Source organism: Nocardia sp. NPDC003269 (assembly GCF_042888005.1).
In the GTDB taxonomy this organism is placed as follows: domain Bacteria; phylum Actinomycetota; class Actinomycetes; order Mycobacteriales; family Mycobacteriaceae; genus Nocardia.
Genome location: NZ_JBIAPA010000003.1, coordinates 423,300 through 438,394, shown reverse-complemented (window position 1 = coordinate 438,394; position 15,095 = coordinate 423,300). Strand labels below are relative to the sequence as shown.

Below are 15,095 nucleotides of genomic sequence, written 5' to 3'. Positions count from 1 at the left end.
GGGGTTGTTCCTCATCATCGTGGGTTCTTCAGTGCAGGGGTGCCGCGGTGACAGCGCGGACGTGGTCTTCGGTGACGCCGGGCGCGCATTCGCGCAGCACCAGTCCGGACGGTTCGACGTCGATGACGGCGAGTTCGGTGATGACGCGGTGCACGACGCCGACGCCGGTGAGCGGCAGGGTGCAGCGGGGCACGATCTTGGGCGTGCCCGCCTTGTCGGTGTGGGTCATCAGCACGATCACCCGGCGGGCGCCGTGGACCAGGTCCATCGCCCCGCCCATGCCCTTGACCATCTGTCCGGGCACCATCCAGTTGGCCAGGTCGCCGGTGGCCGAGACCTGCATGCCCCCGAGGACGGCGGTGTCGATGTGGCCGCCGCGGATCATGCCGAAACTGAGCGCGGAGTCGAAGAACGCGGCACCGTCGGCGACGGTGACGGTCTCCTTGCCCGCGTTGATCAGGTCGGCGTCGACATCCTCGGCGCGGGGGTAGGGGCCGGTGCCCAAGATCCCGTTCTCCGAGTGCAGGGTCACCGCCACGCCGGCGGGTAGCTGGTTCGGGATCAGGGTGGGCAGGCCGATCCCCAGGTTGACGTACTCCCCGGGGCGCAGTTCCCTGGCGGCGCGGGCCGCCATCTCGGTGCGGGTCCAGCCGCCGGTCACGGTCGAGGTCACGAGACGGTCCGCCGTTCGATCGGTTTGGTCTGTGGGCCGGTGTGCACGATGCGGTCGACGAAGACCCCGGGCAGGTGCACCTGCGCCGGATCGAGCGTGCCCGCCGGAACGAGCGTCTCCACCTGGGCGAGGCACACCCGGCCCGCCATCGCGGCGAGCGGGTTGAAGTTGCGGGCCGCCTTGTTGAACACCAGGTTTCCCGCGGTGTCGCCGATCAGCGCGTGCACGAGCGCGTAGTCGGCGGTGATCGATTCCTCGAGCACGAACCGGCGGCCGCCGAAGGTGCGGACCTCCTTGCGCGGCGAGGCCACCGCCACGGACCCGTCGGCCCGGTACCGCCACGGCAGCCCGCCCTCGGAGATGGGGGTACCGACGCCCGCGGCGGTGAAGAACGCCGGGATGCCGGTCCCGCCCGCCCGCAGCTTCTCCGCCAGCGTGCCCTGGGGCGTCAGTTCTACTTCCAACTCCCCGGCCAGATACTGGCGGGCGAACTCGGCGTTCTCACCGACATAGGAGGCGGTGACCCGGCGGATCCGCTTCTGCGCCAGCAGAATTCCCAGCCCGTGATCGTCGGTGCCGCAATTGTTGGAGAAGATCTCGAGGTCGCCGGCGCTGCCCGCCGCCAGCGCGCGGATCAGGGCGTCCGGGATGCCGCACACCCCGAACCCGCCGACCGCCAGCGACGCACCCGAGCCGATATCGGCGACCGCGTCGGCGGCGGTGGCGAACACCGTCGTCATCGGGCGAGCTCCGGGCTGTCGGTCATCGTGAGCAGGTCGTCGAGCAGTTCCTGCGCGCGCGGCCACGGCCCGTAGCCCGCCGCCGGATTCAGGTGCCCGACATCGCCGAGCTCGACCAGGATGCTGCCCCACGCCTCGGCCATCCCGGACACCCGGCGGGCGGTGGCCAAGGGGTCGGTGCTGCTGGCGGCGACGATGCTCGGGAACGGCAACCGGCGGCGCGGCACCGGGGTCCAGCCGTGCGCGGCGAGGTCGGCGGCGGCGGGATAGCCGGGCGGCAGCGGTGTTTCGAAGTCGGGCGGCGTCGCGAGCAGCGCGCCACGCACGGGGCGGGTGGACTGCTGGGCCCAGTGCACGGTGATCATCACGCCCGCGCTGTGCGCCACCAGGACGACGGGTCCGTCGATCTCGGTGAGCACCGCGTCCAGGGCGGCGACCCGCGCGGGCAGGCTGAGTCCGTCGCGTTCCAGCGGCGGCACGATGGCCACCTGGTCCAGGGTGGCGGCCAGCAGGGTCTGCCAGTGGTCGGCGACGTGATCACGCAGACCGGGGACGATCACGACGGTCGGGGTGGGAAGGGAGTTCATCGGTGTGGTTGTCCTTGTCGACGAGAGTCAGTGCGGTGCCGCGGCGTGGACGGCGGCGAGTTTGCGCAGTCCCAGCGGGTAGACGCGACGGCCGAGCAGCAGGGCGGCGACGGCGAGCACCGACACCACCGGGGTCACGCGCAGCGCGTCCCACAGGCCGAGGTGATCGGCCAGCACGCCGACCACGAACGGGCCGAGCGCGAGCCCGAGCAGGCTGTTGGCCAGGGTGAGGGTGCCGAAGGCGGAGGCACGGACAGAGGCGTGGGTGAGGTTGGCGACCATCGCGACGGTCGGGCCCGCCGACCCACCGGAGAAGAACGCGCCGATCCCGAGCAGCACCAGTTGCGGGACCCCGGTGCCCAGGCTGAACCCGAGCCCGAGGCTGACGAGCGAGATCAGGCAGAACACGATCGCGGTGACCCATTTGCGGCCCATGTCGGCGCGGCCGACCCGATCGGTGATCACCCCGCACACCACCATGCCGGTACCGACGAGCGTCACGATGACCGCCGCCAGTCCCGCCGCCCGATCGGGCGCCAGCCCGTAGTAGCGATTGAAGAAACTCGGCATCCACGACAGCAGCACGGCCGCGGTGAACATCTGCAGGCCGCTGCCCACGTAGGCGCACAGCACGGCCGGGTTGGTGAACAGGGTCGAGATCGGTGCGCGGTAGGCGATCTCGGGCGCGGGATCGGTGGCGTGGCGGGCGGTGCGCTCCTCGGTGACCACCGACCGGAACGCCACCGCCAGCACCAGTCCGAAGATCGCCATGGTCGCGAACGACCACCGCCAGCCCAGGTGCACCGCGATCACGCCGCCCGCGGCGACGCCGAGTACCGATCCGAACGAGCCACCCGCCATGAACGCCCCGCTCAGCGCCGCGTGCCTGCGCGCGGCGAACACACTGAGCACCAGCGCGATACCGACGCTGCCGTAGGCGGCCTCACCGACCCCGACGAAGAAGCGGGCGGCCAGCATCTGCGGGTAGTTGTCGGCGAGCGCGCACACCAGGGTCGCGGCGCTCCACACCAGGGCCATCAGCACCAGGCTCCGCACCCGGCCCCACCGGTCGGCCAGCACCGACAGCGGGAGGGTGAGCAGCCCGACCATCAGGGCGACGACGCTGCTCAGCGACGCCAGTTGCGAATCCGACAGCGCCCATTCGGCTTTCAGGAAAGGAAAGACCGCGCTGAGCACTTGGCGCGACATGTAGTCGGCCAGTAGCAGGCCGAAGGCCAGCGCGAACACCAGCCAGGGATAGGTACGGGAGACGGACGAGGTGCGATACGGCGCCGCGACGGCGGTCGTGGTGTGGTCCATGGGTGCTCCTGCGAACCGGTGGACGTCGTCGCTGACGTCCACCGGGTTGTCGAGACAGGGGAAGCTGATCCCCCGGAGGGGTCAGGCGTGGTGGGTGAACCCGACCTGGCCCGGCTTGCGGTTCGGGGCGAACCCGATCTTGGCCAGCGTCTCGTCGGCGTCGGCGTAGTGCTCGTCGAGCCGGTAGATCTCGCGCGCTTCCTTGCCGGTGGCGACCTCGCGGCCGAGTTCCCCGGCGATCCGGACCAGCTGCTGGATCTGCTGGACCGAGGTCATCCGCTCGCCCTTGCGGCCCCACAGGGTGTCCTCGTTGCCGCAGCGGGCGTGCAGACCCATCGCGATGGCCATCGTGTTCACCGGCAGCACGCTGCGCATCAGCGTCTCCAGGGTGAGCACGGCGCCGTCCGGGGTGCGGCGGATGAACTCCATCATGTTGTACGGGTTGGGTCCGTCGAAACCGCCACCGATGCCGACCCAGGTCAGCATGAGCGGGCCGGTGTAGACCCCGCGCCGGATCAGCCGCTCGACGGTCTCCAGCTGCGGGATGCTCGACAGCTGGAAGTGCGGCTGGATGCCGTTGGCCTGCAAGCGCTTCAGGTGCTCGGCGACCCAGGCCGGGCCCGCGGGCACGTACATCTCCCGGTACGCCTCGTACACTTCGGGCCGTTCGAACGAGGTGCCCGCGATGTCGTCCTCGGTCATCAGCTCGACGATGTTCATCTGGCTGGTGTTGATCGCGATGGTGACCTGGTCGGGCTTGGGGTCGAGCTCGGCCAGCATGTGCCGGGCGTCGTCGGGCAGCCACAGCGCGTCGGCGCCCTCGCCTTCGGGCGAGAACGAGATCGACCCGCCCACCTGCAGGATCATGTCCGGCACCGCCTCGCGCAGCCGGCCGAGCAGTTCGTTGAACTTCGACAGCCGCTTGGAGCCCTTGCCGTCGAGTTCGCGCACGTGGATGTGCAGCACGGTCGCGCCGGCGGCGTAGCAGTCCACGGCCTGCTGGACGTGTTCGTCCATGGTCAGCGGGAGGTCTTCGCGGAAGTCGTCGAGTTCCCATTCCGGACCGTACGGCGCGGCCGTGATGACCAGCTTTTCCTGGTTCTCGGGGAACAGTGCGTCGTCGTGAAAATGCATGGGGGTACTCCGATCGGAATTGCGAGGGTGAAAGGAAAAGAGAAAAGTGTCAGAAGGGACGGTCGCCGACGATGCCGGCCCGTTCCATCTTGCGCACCGCGGGCCAGTAGTCCTGGACGGCATAGTGCTGGGTGGAGCGGTTGTCCCAGATCGCGAAGCTGTTCTCGGTCCAGCGCCAGCGCACCTGATACTCCGGAATGGCGGCCTGCCGCATCAGATAATTCAGCAGTTCGCTCGCGCCGGGCGCGTAATCGGCGCCGAATCGCACGTTCTCGGGGGTGTGGTAATTCACCAGGTGGGTGGTGAAGGAATTGACGAACAGGATTTCCTCGCCGGTTTCCGGGTGAATACGCACCACCGGGTGTTCGGCGTCGGGAAAACGTTCGTGCAGCGCGAGGCGGTCCTCTTCGAGCATGGCCGCGCCGAAGCTGGCCTCGATACTGTGCCGGGCCCGCAGGTGCGCGATCCGCGACCGCACCGACTGCGGCAGCCGCCGGTAGGCCTCGACCATGTTCACCCAGATGGTGTCACCGCCGACCGGCGGCGATTCCACACACCGAAGCACGGCGCCCATCGGCGGATTCACCCGCCAGGTGGCATCGCAGTGGAAGGCGTTCTCGTAGTGCTCGGGTGCGCTGTCGAGGTCCTTGTAGATGCGGACCAGGCCCGGATGGTCGGGATCGCCCGCCGCGACCGGGTGGTCTTCGAGCGGGCCGAAACGTTCGGCGAGCGCGACGTGTTCGGCCCTGGTGATGTCCTGGTCGCGCACGAACAGCACCTTGTGGCGCAGCAGCAGGGTGCGCAGTTCGGCGAACAGGGCGTCGTCGGCGGCGACCTCGGCGAGGTTCACTCCGTGGAGTTCGGCGCCGATGGTCGCGGTCAGCGGCACCGCGTGCAGGGCGGTACGGACGGTCATGGCTGGTTCCTTTCCGGTGGACGCGTCAGAGCGTGAAGACCGACGCGCCGACGCTGCGGCCCGCTTCGAGGTCGCGATGCGCCGCGACGGCGTCGGCGAGTTCGTAGCGCTGGTTGATCTCGACCCGCAGGCGACCCGCGGTGAGGTGGTCGAAGAGTTCGCCCGCGAGTTCGGCGCGTTCGGCCGGGTCGGCGATGTAGTCGGCCAGGGCGGGCCGGGTGACGAACAGCGAGCCCTTGACGGCGAGCTGCATCGCCTCGATCGGCGGCACCGGACCCGAGGCGGTGCCGAAGCACACCAGCAGGCCGCGGCGGGCCAGCGAGTCCAGCGAGGACTGGTAGGTGGTCTTGCCGATGCTGTCGTAGACCACCGGAACGCCCGCGCCGTCGGTGATCTCGCGCACCCGGGTCGCGACGTCCTCCCTGGTGTAGATCACCACGTGGTCGCAGCCGTTGGCGCGGGCGACGGCGGCCTTCTCCTCGCTGGAGACGGTGCCGATCACGTGCACGCCGAGCAGCTTGGCCCACTGTGTGAACAGCTGACCGACCCCGCCCGCCGCGGCGTGCAGCAGGACGGTGTCGCCCGCGCGCAGCGGATGGATCCGCCGCAGCAGGTAGGCGGTGGTGAGACCGCGCATGGTGGTGGCGGCCGCGGTGTCGGCGGCGATACCGTCGGGCAGGGCGATCAGGTGCTCGGCGGGCATGACCCGTTCGGTGCTGTAGGCGCCGAGCGGGCTGCCGGTGTAGGTGACCCGGTCGCCCGGCGCGAAGCCGGCCACGCCGGGGCCGACCGCCTCGACGACACCGGCGCCCTCGACGCCGAGTCCGGCGGGCAGGGCGGCCGGGTAGAGACCGGTGCGGAAGTAGGTGTCGGCGAAGTTGAGTCCCACGGCCTCGTGGCGGAGCCGGACCTCGCCGGGCCCCGGATCGCCGACCTGGGTGGTCTCCCACCGCATGACGTCGGGGCCGCCGATCTCGGCGAAACGAATTGCGTGTGCCACTGCATCTCCTTCGGTGTGATGGACATAACAGTAGGGACGGACACCGGTCAGTGCTTATCCTGACGGGACAGAGAACTATTCCTCTCGGGACATCGAGGAGGTGGTGGCGTGAAGCCGTTGTCCCGGTACGCGTCGCTGAACGACTACCTCGACCTGGCTCGTTCGCTCGGGTTGGAGCCGGCGCGGCTGATCCGCGACTGCGGCCTCGATCCGGCCGGTTTCGGCACCCAGGACCGCTGGATACCGGCCGAGGCGGTCGCCGAACTGCTGGAGCGCTCGGCCGCCGAATCCGGCCGGGAGGACTTCGGATTGCGGATGGCGCAGCTGCGCCGCTTCGCCAATCTCGGCCCGCTGAGCCTGGTCATCCGCGAGGAACCCGACGTACGCAGCGCACTGCGGCTGCTCGCGCGCCACGAGCACATGTACAACGAGGCGCTGCACACCGAGATCATCGAGGCCAACGGGGTGGCCACCCTGCGAGTCTCGGTCGACGTGGGCAGACCGGCGCCCGTGCGCCAGGCGGTCGAACTCACCACCGGCGTCCTGCACGGGCTACTGCGCGGCTTCCTGGGGCCCACCTGGCGGCCGATCCAGATCTGCTTCTCCCACCCCGCGCCCCGCGACCGCGCCACCTACTACAAGATGTTCGGCCCGCACGTGGAGTTCGACCAGGACTTCGACGGAATCCTCACCTACAGCACCGATCTCGACGCCCCCAACGCGATGGCCGACCCCCAGTTGCGCACCTACGCCCAACGATTGATGGGCAGGCTGACACCGACGCGCGAAGCCACCGTCACCGACCGGGTCCGCGAGCTCGTGGAACTGCTGCTACCGACGGGACGCTGCACCGTCGAGCAGGTGGCCCGCAGTCTCGGCGTCGACCGGCGCACCGTGCACCGCAGGCTCGCCCAGGACGGCACCACCTTCAGCGCGATCGTCGACGACACCCGCGCCGCGCTGGCCGAACGGCTGGTCACCCATCGCCGCCACTCCCTCACCGAGGTCGCCGACCTGCTCGGCTTCTCCTCGGTGAGCAACTTCTCCCGCTGGTTCCGTACCCGCTACGGCACCAGCCCCCGGCAGTGGCGCGAGCAGCGCCCGCGCCCCTGACCGGTCGCGTTCAGGCCAGGCGACGATCGAACACCTGGGTCCCGGCACCGGAGGCGGCGTCCACGGTGACGACCCGCAGGTTCACCTTCTCCTGGCTCAGGTCCATCACCATGAAGCCCAGTTCGTGCTGGGTCTCGTACAGCGCGGGATGCGCGGAATCCTCGGTCGCCGCGGGCTGACCGGACGCCGTCTTGCCCGCCGCGCCGGAGACGATCTGCCGGGTGCCCTTCGACGCCGCGGTCGGTTCGAGCACCTGCAGGGTGTGGTCGTGGCCGGACAGCAGGAACGAGACCTTGCCCAGCACATGGTCTTCGAAGAACCGCTTGGCGTGCACGCCGTTGATCGGCTCGATCGGCAGGCCCTCGTAGTTGCCCGCGTCGCCGTGCGGCCCGTTGCTGAGATACGGGTGGTGGGTGCAGGCGATCTTCCACGGCGCGGTCGACTCCGCCAATGCCCGGTCCAGCCAGGCGCGCTGCTCGTTCATATACTGGCCGTCCACCGACCAGTACGGGTCGAGCAGCGGTGGGATGTAGGCCGCGAGCGGATTGACGTCGAGCACGAAGAACTCCACCACCGGGTTCTCCTCGGGCACCCGCACCGAGTAGTAGCGGCTCGGCATCCACCAGCGCCGTGACCTGGCGTGGTATTCGACCTCGTGATTGCCGCGCAGCAGCCAGCCGCCGTCGCCGGGGAACACCGCGGAGGTGTCGTGGTTGCCCAGCACCATCGCCCACGGAAAGTCCAGGCCCGCGTTGGGATCCTCGAACTTCGTCGCGAACTGGACGTCGTCGGGGCCGTTGGGCCCGGACTCGTAGATGTTGTCGCCGAGGCCGACCGCCATCGTGAACGGCTCGCGCGCGTGGAAGGCCCTGGCCGCGTCGGCCACCGCCCACTGAGTGCGGCTGCCGGTGCCCGCGTCACCGGTGATCAGGATCCGGGCGGTGCGCCCGGCGCCCGGCGCGAACTTCGGCACCTCGGCCGGGACCGCCGCCGCGGGCGTCAGCCCGACGAGGGTGATGCCGGCGACGACGCCTGCCGCGCCGGCCAGCACTTCCCGCCGGCCGATACCGGCCGGGGTGGAACCTGGGGTGGAGTGCGACACGTGGATGCTCACCTTCTGGTCTGGGATCGGTGGAAACTTACACCGCGCACATCGACTGGATGACGCCGCGCACGATCGGTGCGCCGTAGTCGGTCGGCGCGAAGGCCAGCTTCTGCACGATCGACAGCGGCGTGATGACCGCGTCGGCGACCCCGGCGTACCCGGCGACGGAGGTACCCGCCGAGAACAGCAGGCTGGTGACGTCGAGGGTCAGCGTGGCCAGGTCGAACGCGTTCTCGACCTCCACCTGCGCCAGCGGCACGGTATCGAGCGCGGTCCCCGCGGCGACGTCGGCGCCGAGGTTGGCCAGGAAGGTCAGCGGGCCCATGTCGAGGGCTTCGACCAACGGTCCGAGTTCGTCGGAGCGGCGCATCAGCATCACCTTGGCGACGCGATTGCCGGCCAGGAACACCTGCAGGTCCGCGGCGGCCTGGTCGACGGCGGCGGGGTCGACCCGCACGGCACCGCTGGTCAGGAAAGCCCGCGAGCGTTCGACGACGGCGGCCATGGTCAGGTCGGCGATCGGCGTGCAGTGTCCGTCGGCGGTCATGACCAGGGCGGCCAGGTCCTCGATCGGCTGGGGAACGTCGACCGGTTCGGTGGTGGCGGCACCGAGGTCCAGCGGCGGGTACACATTCGGGGCGACGCAGCCCGCGTCGATCGAATTCTGCACCGCCCTGGCCAGGGCCTTGGTCCCGGTGAACGCGGCGCCGACGATCGGCTTCAGGAAGATCCCGACCGTGGGGACCATGCCCGCGGCCAGCTTGGCGGGAATCTTGACGATGCCGGTGGCGAGGATGAACACCTCGATCGCGTCGTCGACCGTCAGTTGCGAAACCGACATGGTCTGGTCGATCCGGCCGGTGCGGACCGCGTCGAGGCCGTTCACCAGGTAGGTGACGATGGGGTCGTCGAGTTCGGCGGGCCGGGTGCCGACCAGCTCGGGTCGCATCGGCAGCCCGTCCCGGTGCACGCGCACGGCGGCGATCCCGGCACGGAAGTCGGCGACCTGCCGATCGTAGGCGGCCAGCTGGGCGGGTCCAGCCATTCCACGCAGGATCGACGCGGCCGCGGTCACGACATCGTCGAATGTCGGTGCGCCCGTGGTGCACAGCGCTGTAGCGTCGGCGATCGGGGTGGCCGCGAGGGTGTCCGCGGCGCTCGCCTGCGCGGTTCCGGGCGCGAGCAGAACACCCGCGGCCACGGTGAGCGCGGTGAGGGAACCGACGCAGGGCGCGGTGCGGCGGGACAGGGTCAGGCGCATGCGGTGTGATCTCCGGCTGGGCGGCCGCTCGGCGCACCGCCGAGGGCATCGGATGGAAGGTGCGCACCGAACCTAGGGCGGCGTAGTTTCCGAAACGGTGGCATTTACATGAACGGCCGACCAATTTGGACGTACGTTCAGTTAATCCGTGCTCACCGAACATGGGTGTTCGCCACGATGTAGCGACCGAGCGGGCCGCGACACGCGCCCGATCGTGGCTGTCACCACGATCGGGCGACAAGCACGGTTGCCCGATGGATACTGGGCCGATGGCCGACAGGTTGTCTCCCCTGGTGCTCAGCACCGAGAGTGTCTCGCGCAGGGAGGCTTTCGACTTCTGGCGCGACAGCGTGTGCGCGATGTACTTCCGCATGCAGGTCGATCCGATGACCAGCGAGGATTTCAACGCGCGCATCGAATACGCCACGCTGGAGAACGCCGTCGGCCTCTCGCGCGTGCGCGCCGACGCGCAGCGGGCCCGCCGACGCCACGTCGACCTGAGCGCCGATACCGAGGACTGCGTGCTCGGCATCATCACCCTCGACGGGCGCGCGGTCATCGAGCAGGACGGCCGCACCGTCGAAGCCGCGCCCGGCAACCTGGTCTTCCTCGACAGCACCCGCCCCTACTGCGCGACCTGGACCTCCACCTTCGAGGAGCTGGTCGTGCAGGTGCCCACCCGCCGGATCTCGGTCGCCGACACCCGCTCGCTCACCGCCAAGGCCTTCGGACCCGGCACCGTCGCACCGACGGTCACCTCGTGCTTCACCGCCCTGTTCGACCTCGTCGCCACCGATCCCGCGCAGGCGGCGCCGCTGGTCCCGCACGCGCTGGGCCTGTTCGGTGCCGCCGTCGCGACCGCGGCCCGCCGCAAGAGCGAGCCGGAGGAGATCACCGCGCTGCTGCGCCAGCAGGTCTTCGACTTCCTGCGCGCCAACGCGTGCGACCCCGAACTCACCGCCGACGTCGTCGCCGAGGCGTGCGGGGTCTCCCGCCGCACGCTCTACCGGATCGTCGGCGGTGGCGGTGTCGCCCAGCACATTCGGGTGATCCGCATCGATCGGGCCAAGAAACTGCTGCAACGCGAGCGCTACCAGTCGATGGGCGCGATCGCCGCCGCCTGCGGTTTCGGCAGCGAGTCCGGCTTCCATCGGGCGTTCCGGGAGGCGGTCGGCGCGACACCGGCCGACTACCGGCAGATGGTGCGGCCCTAGCGATCACACCGCCGACGCGGGCCGGTCCACGCCGGTGGCGGCGTCCATGTCCTCGAGCGACATGCCCTTGGTCTCGGGCACGAACCGCGCGACGAACAGCAGCGACAGCAGCGCGAACACCGCGTACATGCCGTAGGCGACGCCGAGCGAGAACGTCTTCAGGCTCGGGAAGGACACGGTGATCGCCCAGTTCGCCGCCCACTGACCCGCCGCCGCCAGCGAGAGCGCAGCGCCGCGGATCCGGTTCGGGAACATCTCGCCCAGCAGCACCCACACGACCGGGCCCCAGCTCATGCCGAAGAACACGACGAACAGGTTCGCCGCGACCAGCGCGATCGGCCCGCTCGCCCCGGTCAGCTGCGGCTCCAGGGTGCCTTCGGAGTTCGGCACCTGGTCGGCGGTGCCGAAGCACACCGCCATCGTGGCCAGCGTGATCGTCATGCCGATCGAACCGATCAGCAGCAGCGGCCGACGCCCGATCCGGTCGATGAGCAGGATCGCGACGATGGTGGTGGCGATATTGACCACCGAGGTGAACACGCTGATCTGGAACGACTGGGACTCCTCGAAACCCACCGCCTCCCACAGCACGTTCGAGTAGTAGAAGATCACGTTGATGCCGACCGCCTGCTGGAACACCGACAGCAGCAGACCCACCCAGACGATCGGATAGATCCCACCCGCCGGACGGCGCAGGTCCTTCCACGACGGCTTCACATCGCCTTTGAGGCTGTCCTCGATCCGGCCGATCGTCAGTTCGAGGTTCTTCTCGCCGAACAGCAGGGCCAGCACCTTGCGGGCCTCGGGAATGCGATGGGTGGCCACCAGGTAGCGCGGCGATTCCGGAATCGTCGAGGCCAACACGCCGTAGACGACCGCGGGCACCATCATCGACAGGAACATCCACCGCCACGCCTCGAGGCCCAGCCACAGGTTCTCGCTGGCGCCGCCGGCGATCTCGGCGAGCACGTAGTCCACGAGCAGGGCCAGGAAGATACCGAGCACGATCGCGAGCTGCTGGAGTGATCCGAGCCTGCCGCGAATGCGCGCGGGCGAGGTCTCGGCGATGTAGGCGGGGGCGATCACCGAGGCGACACCGACGCCGAGACCACCGATGACGCGCCCGATCACCAGAATCCACACGCTGGGCGCGAGCGCGGTGACGACCGCGCTGACGAAGAACAGCACCGCCGCGATCTTCATGACCTTGATCCGGCCGATCCGGTCGGCGATGCGGCCCGCCGTCATCGCGCCCGCGGCGGCGCCGAGCAGCGCCGAGGCCACCGCGAAGCCGAGAACAGCGTCGTCGACGGCGAATTCGTCCTGGATCGCGGCCACCGCGCCGTTGATCACCGCGCTGTCGAAACCGAACAGCAGACCACCCAGCGCGGCGACCGAGGCGATCCGGATGATGTGGCTGCCCGGCGCGCTCTCCTCGTCGGGGGCAGCGGACTGATCGGTGAAAGAACCTCCGTCGGACATCGGCGTCGTCCTCTCCGCGGCGTGGCACTCGTGTCACGCTGGTCGCTGTGTGGTCTGGTCGCAGTATGCCCCGACCGGCGGGCCGCTTCGTCGAGGACACGCACACCACCGACGGGACCGAAAGGCAGGGCTATGGACGACCGCATCGAGGAATTGCTCGCCACACTGGATCTGGCGGGCAAGCTGCGGCTGATCTCCGGCGCGAGCCTGTTCCGGCTGGCCGGTGATCCCGCGATCGGGCTGGCCGAGATGCCGGTGTCGGACGGCCCCTCCGGGGTGCGCGGAGAGAACTGGGACGAGCGCGATCCGTCGGTGAGCCTGCCCTCGGGCACCGCGATCGCCGCCACCTGGGATCCGGCGCTGCTCGACGAGATCGGCGCGCTCATCGCCGCCGAGGCCCGCCGCAAGAACGTGTACGCGGTGCTCGGGCCGACGATCAACCTGCATCGTTCGCCTCTGGGCGGCAGGCACTTCGAATGCTTCTCCGAGGACCCGCTGCTGACCGGCGAGCTGGCGGCGGCGTATGTGCGGGCCGTGCAGGCGCACGGCGTCAGCGCGTGCCCGAAGCACTACGTGGCCAACGATTCGGAGACCGATCGCTTCACCGTCGACGTCCGCGTCGACGCGCGGGCCCTGCGCGAGCTGTACCTGTACCCGTTCGAGCGGGCCGTCGACGCGGGCGCGTGGATGATCATGGACGCCTACAACGCGGTCGACGGCGTCACCATGACCGAGAACCCGCTGCTGGACGAACCGCTCAAGGGCAGCTGGGGATTCGACGGTGTGGTCGTGTCGGACTGGACCGCGGTGCGCACCACCGACAGCGCCGCGCACGGCACCGACCTGTGCATGCCGGGTCCGCCGTATTTCTGGGGCGAGCCGCTGGCCGAGCGGATCCGGGCCGGGGCGATCCCCGAGTCGGCCGTCGACGAGAAGGTGCGCCGCATCCTGCGTTTCGCGATCCGGGTCGGCGCGCTGGACGGGACGCCACGGAGCACACCGGTTTTCACCGACGCGCGGGCGCGGGATCTGGTGCGCGCGGTGGCCGCCGAGGCGATGGTGCTGGTGCGCAACGACGGTGTCCTGCCGTTGGCGCCGCGGATGACGGTCGCGATGGTCGGCCCGTCCGCGGGCGAACCCCGCTATCTCGGCGGCGGCAGCGCGACGGTGATTCCCGGCCACACCACCTCCCCGGTCGAGGGCTTGGCGGCGACATTGCCGGTCACCTACACCGCGGGCGTGCGCCTGTCGGAGGATCTCGTGCCCGCGCCGCTGTCGGTGGTGACCGATCCCGCGACCGGCGAACCCGGCCTGTCCGTGCGCTACCTCGCCGCGGGTACCGAACTCGGCGTCCAGCACCGCTCCGCGAGTCGGCTGGTCCTGCTCGGCGAGCCGCTGGCCGCGCGGGCCACGACGGTGGAGGTACACGCGCGGCTGCGCGCCGACGTCGCGGGCGCGTGGCAGATCGGTTTCGCCGGTGTCGGGCACATCCGGCTCGACCTGGACGGCGCGACGGTCATCGACGAGCACGTCGCGCTCGACTCCGGCGATCCGGCGGCGGTTCTGCTCGATCCGCCGCAACGTCAGGTGACGCGCACGCTGGCCGCCGGTGACGAGGTCGACGTGCGGGTGGTGATCGATCTCGGCGCGGCGGCGGTGCCCGGGTTCGGTGTCGTCCTCGGGGCGACGCTCGGCATCCGCCGCCCGCAGCGCCCCGACGACGAGGAGTTCACCGCCGCCGTCGAACTCGCGCGCGCCGCCGAGGTCGCCGTCGTCGTGGTCGGCACCACCGAGCAGATCGAGAGCGAGGGCGTCGACCGCACCACCCTGCGCCTGCCCGGTCGCCAGGACGACCTGGTCGCCGCCGTGGCCGCAGCCAACCCGCGCACCGTGGTGGTGGTGAATTCCGGTGCGCCGGTGGAGATGCCGTGGCGCGACGACGTCGCCGCGGTGCTGCTGGCCTGGTTTCCCGGCCAGGAATTCGGTGCCGCGCTGGCCGATGTGCTCACCGGGGCCGTCGAACCCGGTGGCCGGCTGCCCACGACCTGGCCCAAGACCATGGCCGAGGTGCCCGTGCTCGACACCACCCCGGTCGACGGCGTCCTGGACTACGCCGAGGGCATCCACGTGGGCTACCGCGCCTGGCTGCGGGCGGGGACCGCGCCGGCCTACCCGTTCGGGCACGGACTCGGCTATACGACCTGGTCCACCGGCGGACTCGTCGTGGCGGGCCGCACGGTGTCGCTGACCGTCACCAATACCGGCGACCGGCCGGGCAAGCATGTCGTCCAGGCCTACCTGTCCCGCCCGACCAGCGCGATCGAGCGACCGGTCCGCTGGCTGGCCGGATTCGCCGCCGTCACCTGCGCGCCCGGGGAAACCCGCACCGTCGACATCGCCCTCCCCCGGCGCGCTTTCGAGCACTGGGACGGCAGCGGCTGGGCGGTCGAGCCGGGTGCGTTCACGGTGCTGGTCGGTACCTCGGTCGAGGACCTGCCGCACACCGCGACGGTGTCCTGAGGCGGCCCACACCGCATGTTCACCTCGCCG

At 70.2% G+C, this 15,095-nt stretch carries 13 protein-coding genes; 3 read left to right on the top strand and 10 right to left on the bottom strand.

What is annotated here, in order from left to right; all coding sequences use genetic code 11:
• Positions 1-28 precede the first annotated feature (28 nt).
• The 7 genes from ACFYWJ_RS21985 to ACFYWJ_RS21955 form a co-directional block, all read right to left on the bottom strand.
• A complete protein-coding gene (locus ACFYWJ_RS21985) occupies positions 29-634 on the bottom strand; it encodes a 3-oxoacid CoA-transferase subunit B (protein WP_355273035.1) in 606 nt (201 codons plus the stop codon).
• Between the two features lie 35 nt (positions 635-669).
• Positions 670-1,413, bottom strand: a complete 744-nt coding sequence (locus ACFYWJ_RS21980; RefSeq protein WP_355272204.1) for a CoA transferase subunit A — start codon at positions 1,411-1,413, stop codon at positions 670-672.
• Positions 1,410-2,000 (bottom strand): alpha/beta fold hydrolase, encoded by a 591-nt coding sequence (locus ACFYWJ_RS21975; protein WP_355272205.1) that lies wholly within the window; start codon positions 1,998-2,000, stop codon positions 1,410-1,412. Before ACFYWJ_RS21975 ends, ACFYWJ_RS21980 begins: the two co-directional genes overlap by 4 nt.
• A gap of 27 nt (positions 2,001-2,027) precedes the next feature.
• Positions 2,028-3,320, bottom strand: a complete 1,293-nt coding sequence (locus ACFYWJ_RS21970) for an MFS transporter (protein ID WP_355272207.1) — start codon at positions 3,318-3,320, stop codon at positions 2,028-2,030.
• A gap of 81 nt (positions 3,321-3,401) precedes the next feature.
• On the bottom strand, positions 3,402-4,454 hold the full coding sequence (locus ACFYWJ_RS21965; protein ID WP_355272209.1) for a 3-keto-5-aminohexanoate cleavage protein: 1,053 nt from the start codon (positions 4,452-4,454) through the stop codon (positions 3,402-3,404).
• A gap of 49 nt (positions 4,455-4,503) precedes the next feature.
• Positions 4,504-5,370 carry a TauD/TfdA family dioxygenase gene (locus tag ACFYWJ_RS21960; protein WP_355272210.1) on the bottom strand — a complete coding sequence of 289 codons (867 nt, stop codon included), beginning with the start codon at positions 5,368-5,370 and terminating at the stop codon, positions 4,504-4,506.
• A gap of 25 nt (positions 5,371-5,395) precedes the next feature.
• Positions 5,396-6,370: a quinone oxidoreductase gene (locus ACFYWJ_RS21955; protein ID WP_355272212.1), complete on the bottom strand. Its 975-nt coding sequence runs from the start codon at positions 6,368-6,370 to the stop codon at positions 5,396-5,398.
• Positions 6,371-6,478: 108 nt separating this feature from the next.
• On the opposite strand from ACFYWJ_RS21955, the gene ACFYWJ_RS21950 reads away from it, so the two are divergent.
• Positions 6,479-7,483: an AraC family transcriptional regulator gene (locus tag ACFYWJ_RS21950; protein ID WP_355272214.1), complete on the top strand. Its 1,005-nt coding sequence runs from the start codon at positions 6,479-6,481 to the stop codon at positions 7,481-7,483.
• A 10-nt stretch (positions 7,484-7,493) separates the two neighbouring features.
• Here the strand turns inward: ACFYWJ_RS21950 and ACFYWJ_RS21945 are convergent, their stop codons facing one another.
• Together ACFYWJ_RS21945 and ACFYWJ_RS21940 are read right to left on the bottom strand one after the other, a co-directional pair.
• Positions 7,494-8,585, bottom strand: a complete 1,092-nt coding sequence (locus ACFYWJ_RS21945) for a metallophosphoesterase (RefSeq protein ID WP_355272215.1) — start codon at positions 8,583-8,585, stop codon at positions 7,494-7,496.
• A 37-nt stretch (positions 8,586-8,622) separates the two neighbouring features.
• Positions 8,623-9,849: a hypothetical protein gene (locus ACFYWJ_RS21940; protein ID WP_355272217.1), complete on the bottom strand. Its 1,227-nt coding sequence runs from the start codon at positions 9,847-9,849 to the stop codon at positions 8,623-8,625.
• A gap of 269 nt (positions 9,850-10,118) precedes the next feature.
• Here ACFYWJ_RS21940 and ACFYWJ_RS21935 point away from each other — a divergent pair, with 269 nt between their 5' ends.
• Positions 10,119-11,063, top strand: coding sequence for an AraC family transcriptional regulator (locus ACFYWJ_RS21935; RefSeq protein WP_387162026.1), 945 nt, complete (start codon positions 10,119-10,121; stop codon positions 11,061-11,063).
• 3 nt (positions 11,064-11,066) lie between these two features.
• On the opposite strand, the gene ACFYWJ_RS21930 is transcribed toward ACFYWJ_RS21935, so the two are convergent.
• Positions 11,067-12,545, bottom strand: a complete 1,479-nt coding sequence (locus ACFYWJ_RS21930) for a sugar porter family MFS transporter (RefSeq protein WP_355272220.1) — start codon at positions 12,543-12,545, stop codon at positions 11,067-11,069.
• Positions 12,546-12,677: 132 nt separating this feature from the next.
• On the opposite strand from ACFYWJ_RS21930, the gene ACFYWJ_RS21925 reads away from it, so the two are divergent.
• Complete coding sequence (locus ACFYWJ_RS21925; protein ID WP_355272221.1) at positions 12,678-15,065, top strand: glycoside hydrolase family 3 C-terminal domain-containing protein; 2,388 nt, start codon at positions 12,678-12,680, stop codon at positions 15,063-15,065.
• Positions 15,066-15,095: the final 30 nt, after the last annotated feature.